Origin of the sequence: Pseudomonas sp. PA-4-8C, assembly GCF_021606625.1 — a bacterium.
Lineage (GTDB): Bacteria > Pseudomonadota > Gammaproteobacteria > Pseudomonadales > Pseudomonadaceae > Aquipseudomonas > Aquipseudomonas lactis.
In genome coordinates, this window is the sequence record NZ_WKCD01000354.1 from 1 (window position 1) to 4,934 (window position 4,934).

General features: G+C 53.6%; 6 protein-coding genes and 1 pseudogene. 3 read left to right on the plus strand and 4 right to left on the minus strand.

All coding sequences use genetic code 11. The annotated features are described in order from the left end of the window. The first annotated feature begins 1 nt into the window (after position 1). Positions 2–409, plus strand: a complete 408-nt coding sequence (locus GIW04_RS27840; protein ID WP_120248970.1) for a GFA family protein — start codon at positions 2–4, stop codon at positions 407–409. Here GIW04_RS27840 and GIW04_RS27845 read toward each other — a convergent pair. Beyond that, positions 382–828, minus strand: coding sequence for a GNAT family N-acetyltransferase (locus GIW04_RS27845; protein WP_003192614.1), 447 nt, complete (start codon positions 826–828; stop codon positions 382–384). The genes GIW04_RS27840 and GIW04_RS27845 overlap by 28 nt on opposite strands. A gap of 443 nt (positions 829–1,271) precedes the next feature. On the opposite strand from GIW04_RS27845, the gene GIW04_RS27850 reads away from it, so the two are divergent. Both GIW04_RS27850 and GIW04_RS27855 read left to right on the plus strand, forming a co-directional pair. Then, positions 1,272–1,502 (plus strand): DUF6124 family protein, encoded by a 231-nt coding sequence (locus tag GIW04_RS27850; protein ID WP_032900778.1) that lies wholly within the window; start codon positions 1,272–1,274, stop codon positions 1,500–1,502. 391 nt (positions 1,503–1,893) lie between these two features. Beyond that, complete coding sequence (locus GIW04_RS27855) at positions 1,894–2,346, plus strand: hypothetical protein (protein WP_232964678.1); 453 nt, start codon at positions 1,894–1,896, stop codon at positions 2,344–2,346. Between the two features lie 295 nt (positions 2,347–2,641). On the opposite strand, the gene GIW04_RS27860 is transcribed toward GIW04_RS27855, so the two are convergent. The 3 genes and pseudogenes from GIW04_RS27860 to GIW04_RS31625 form a co-directional block, all read right to left on the minus strand. Next, positions 2,642–3,679 carry a GGDEF domain-containing protein gene (locus GIW04_RS27860; RefSeq protein WP_003192619.1) on the minus strand — a complete coding sequence of 346 codons (1,038 nt, stop codon included), beginning with the start codon at positions 3,677–3,679 and terminating at the stop codon, positions 2,642–2,644. 180 nt (positions 3,680–3,859) lie between these two features. Then, entirely contained in the window at positions 3,860–4,366 is a 507-nt protein-coding gene (locus GIW04_RS31620; RefSeq protein ID WP_370706276.1) for a methyl-accepting chemotaxis protein, read from the minus strand. 93 nt (positions 4,367–4,459) lie between these two features. Next, a pseudogene (locus GIW04_RS31625) lies at positions 4,460–4,786 on the minus strand (PAS domain-containing protein); the annotation flags it as partial. Positions 4,787–4,934: the final 148 nt, after the last annotated feature.

Below are 4,934 nucleotides of genomic sequence, written 5' to 3' on the forward strand. Positions count from 1 at the left end.
CATGACAACCGTGTACCAAGGAAGCTGCTTATGCGCAGCCGTCACTTACGAGCTATCCGCCACGCCCAAATCAGTGAGCCACTGCCATTGCCGCCAGTGCCGCAAGAGTCACGGAGCCGCATTCGCTTCTTACGGCAGTGTTCCCCGCAACGCACTACGCCTACTTTCCGGCGCCAACAGCATCAAAACCTTTGCATCCTCAGAGGCGGTGTTGCGCGAATTTTGCACACACTGCGGCTCGGCATTGTTCTGGTCACGGTCTCAAGGCGAGTTTGCCGACTGGGTGTCGATAGCGCTGGGCACGCTCGATACGCCTTTCATAGCTGAAAAGCAAAAACACGTTCATGTCGACTCCGCAGTCCACTGGTGCAGCTACCCGCCTCAGAAACCGCCAAGCCGCATGATATGAGTCGCCTGGGCATCATCCGTTCGCTTGAAGCCACAGCGCTCATAAAAGGCGCTTCCTTCAGCCGTATCCGTGAAAAGACGCACGACCTGAAACCTGGGAGCGGCACGTTCAACAAGCGCCTTTACCAGCGCCTGCCCGACGTGTTGCCCCCTTGACGAAGGTGCGACGTACACCCGTCGCAGTCTGGCCACATTATTGTCAGCATAGGGATCAACTGAAAGACCTCCAATGCCTATCAACTGCTGATTCAAATAGGCCGCCATCAGACACTCGCCGGGTGCATCAAAGCGGTTTGCTCCAGAGTGCCATTCGTTAATCAGACGCGTGAGGAACCTGAAACCCTCGCCAACGGCCTCCTTTTCCAGCGCCTGTATCTGGCGCGGAAGGTATGTGATTGGTTGAACCTCATATCGTGTCATCCATCCCTGCCTCCAATATGAAACGCGTTCAATGCTAACAATTTCGTTTGAGGTGACGAACACTCCTGTAGGAGCGAGCTTGCTCGCGAAAACCCCAAACGATCACGCAGCGCCTGAAGGCAAAATCCGATTCCCCTGCCGCACCTTGCTCCATTGCCTACGCCTGCGTCAGAATCCGCCGGCTTGTGCGCTGAGGTGGCCGTCTCTAAGGTGGCTCGGTCGCTGAATTGTTCAGTGATCGGGTTTAGTAGCCCACCTCAGACCTAACAAGTGCACACGCTTCATCCATCAGACGCTCCCGTCTGTGCTTGATGGTGGCTGTGCGTAGGGCGTCCTCGGACGCGCCGGTTTTGTTAGGTTCCACCGGTCTACTAACCTGCGTACAGCTACCGCCCTTATTGTTTAGTAGCGATGGGGAAGTGGCCCAAGCAAGGAACTTAACCATGGTTAACGATTCAACCACCCTCTTCACCGTCGCCCCCAACGCCAGCAACGAAACCCTCATCACCAACAGCTACGAAACCTTCACCAACGTCAGCACCCTGCTGCTCGACCTGTCCGAAGACCTCAACGGCAAACACCGCGACATCGCCCTGGCGATCCACCAACTGAGCGAACTGGGCGTACTCCTCACCGCCAGACTCCTCGATCGCGAAGCGCCCTGCCCTGGCTGATGATCAGCTCTTCAATTCATTAGATCGATGATCTCGTCGCGTCGTTGTAAGCCACATACAACGACTCGACGATTTGGCGCTTGATGGCTTTGGTGGATTCAGCCTCAGCACAAAGCCCTCTGCGATGACGAGAGCGACGACTGCTTTAAAAGTGCGCTTGTACTTTCGCTGGCTCGAAACTGATGGGCGATGAGTTTCCTAATCCGCTCAAGTACTAGCTGGCTTCGCGATGCGGTATCCTAACCAACTCGTTAAACAAGGAAGAATAATGCGCTCGTCGTCATTTCTGTAGTATCTCAAACTCCCAGCTGTTCTGCTGATTGCCGGTCTCACAACCGCTTGTTCCAACTACCACTACAAGGATTACCAAGGCGATTGGGCACCGGAGTTGATGACGCCATATGACTTGTCCAATAACGCGGCCAATGCGCCAGTGGTGTATTTCGCCACCACCCGTTTTCGCGGATTGGGAGTAAAATTCCATCGATTGCTGCTGGCCACGCATGTGGACGACCAACTACTAGAGGGTTCCGGGCGGCGCTCAATCCTTGACGTTTCCGGCAAGCAGGCACTGCGCTTGACCCCAGGCAAACACTCCTTGAGCTGGTGTTGGGTATCGATGAATGCCTTGGGTACCGGTGGCGCCAAGTGCGGCTTCGGTGCTCGCGATGTGGAATTCCGCGCAGGCCAGCGATATGTCGTGGACTTCACCACCCGCGACGACATCAATGGGCCCCCGGGGCGTCAGGTCTCGACCATTACTATCGAATCCGAGATTCGAAATCTGGACACCCATGAAGTGATCTATCCGGTGAGAGGTATTGCAGAGCTGGAGAAGGAATAACGATTGCGACGATCACCGTCACAAACTGAGTTGGGCGGTGATCGAATGCTACGTGGCAAAGGAGAGCATCCGACGCTAACCTGCCCTTCACGAAGGGCAGCAATCGGCCAGAAGCAGACGTTCAGCGATTGGGGCTAAACGATGTCTGCGCCCCCATCAGGAGCTTGAGAAAGCTTTCAGCCTCTGAGCGGTTCTGGAACATTAAAGTGAAGGTGCCCAGAGTAAGCAAGCAGCAAGGGGGAGATTCGATTTCTTCGAAAACGATTTTCACAGACGTCCTCCAGTCAAACCTTAATTACGTAGTTACAGGACGTAGCGGTTTGACCTGCCTTCCATCCTGAAACACCCGATCCTTACCATCATGCTTCGCTTTATACATATTGCTGTCGGCGCATTTGAGCACTGCGGACATGTCCGATGTCGCTCGGAACTGCGCGACGCCCGCGCTGCAAGTGAACTGATGCGGAGGCAATACACTGCAACGGATGTTGCCCAGCAGGCGCAATGCGTACTCATGAGCAACCGCATCATCTTCGCCCAACAACAAGACACCGAATTCCTCACCTCCAATCCGCCCGACACTGTGGCTGCCAGGGGTGGATTTCAGGCACGCGGCCATGGCACACAAAATCTTGTCACCGACATCGTGACCGTACTGATCGTTTTTTAATTTAAATTCGTCAATGTCTAACATTATAAAGTAGCCGCTGCGGCCTTCTGCCAATGCATTTTGGAAGAACCCCATAAAGGCCCGTCGATTAAGTAAGGAGGTGAGAAAATCTGTCTCCGCCAATGTCCTGAATTCACTTTCGACCAACAACACTGAGCGCATGTTTCTTAGATAGGTAAAGCTGAGAGTAAACCCTATGGACATGGAAGCAACGCAAAAAATGACCAGATAAACTTCCAGTTCCCGGTAAAAGCCAACGTCCAAATTGGGCCACATCAGTATCCAGACCAGCAATGTAGAGAGAAGATAGTCCTGAACCGTGACGAATAAGATAGCACTGCTTACCACGATGATCACAGCTAGGGGCAGCGTAAAGACGCGCAGCTGCACATTGGTGTCAATCACATGCGCAAAGCCGAGTGACAAAATCAATATATACACGCCGCCGAGCATTCTCCATATGCGAAAATCAGCAACTACGCGATGAACGTACCAAATAACCAACAACGATGCTGTAACCAACATATTTAACAGATTTAACGTTGTCGCAGGCTCAATCAGCAACACACAAAGCCAGGAAACAATTCCCGCCATTTCAATCTTGGTTACCGCTGGTGATAGCAGTGTTCGCATTCTTGGTCTGATTTTGAAAGTCGCCGGCATCCCTAAACTCCTTTTCCGAAACGGCCTGAATGTGATGTCAACGTCTGGGCAATACCTAATCAATGAATTAAGTGTGCTTTGGCATCCAAATTCCTGTTATCAATCGGAAAAACCGTACGCAAAAACTTCCATATTGCTTTCACCAAAGGAGGAGGCGTTACCGCGACGCAGATAAAGCGTTCAATGCAGATCGCTGGTGACTCTACCAATGGCTTTCACTACTTGCTTTGCGCCTGACTGGATAGCTGCCATCGCCATACCTGCCTGTTCGGACAGTTCCAATAAAACGTTGGCTTGGTCTCTGCTGCACTGGACATGCAACGCGGCTTCGCCGGCCAATTCTCGATTTTGCCTGACCACACCGTTAATCTCCTGGGTGGCCGCACTGGTACGGCCGGCGAGCTTGCGCACTTCATCCGCCACGACAGCGAATCCTCGTCCATGCACTCCAGCGCGTGCAGCTTCGATAGCGGCGTTAAGCGCCAAGAGATTGGTCTGGGTGGCAATGGCGCCGATCGTGTCGACGATGGAAGCGATCAACTGCGACTGCGATTCAAGCGCGGTCATGCTGTCGGTCACCAAGGCCATCTGTTGGGAAATATTCTGTGTGCCGAGCACGGAGTCGGCGACCAGTTCCATCCCTCGGTTAGCTTTCACATCGGTATCTAGCGACACGTCGTAAGCCATGGTCGCTGCTTGTTTGATTCCGTCGGCTTTTTCAACTTGCTCGGTCACTACGCTGGCGAATTTGGCAATTTTATAAACCCGACCGGAAGCGTCTCTGATGGGATTGTAAGTGGCCTCCAGCCAAACCACTTTTCCGCTTTTATCTACCCGGCGAAAGCGACCAGCGTTAAACACGCCCTTGTTCAGACTCTTCCAGAATTCGTCGTAATGCGCCGACGCCACGTCCTCCGCCAGGCAGAACAGACGGTGATGCTTGCCCTGTATCTCCGCAAGGCTGTAACCCATCGCCTGGACGAACGATTCGTTGGCGTAGACGACCTCACCCGCGAGACTGAACTGGATCATCGCCATCGAGCGGTTCAGTGCGCTGAACATTTCGATAACCTCCTGTTCGTCCCGCGCCAGCGCAGGTGCAACCATGCCGTAGCCTTGAAACGTCCGGTTCGCTGCAGCGATCCAGCCTATATTGAGTGTCACAGCACGGCCGTCGGAGGCACGATAGCGTTGCCGTTCGATGGCGCACAGGTTGGGTGCAAAATCATTCTGCGGTTGCGCGTTGATGTTACTC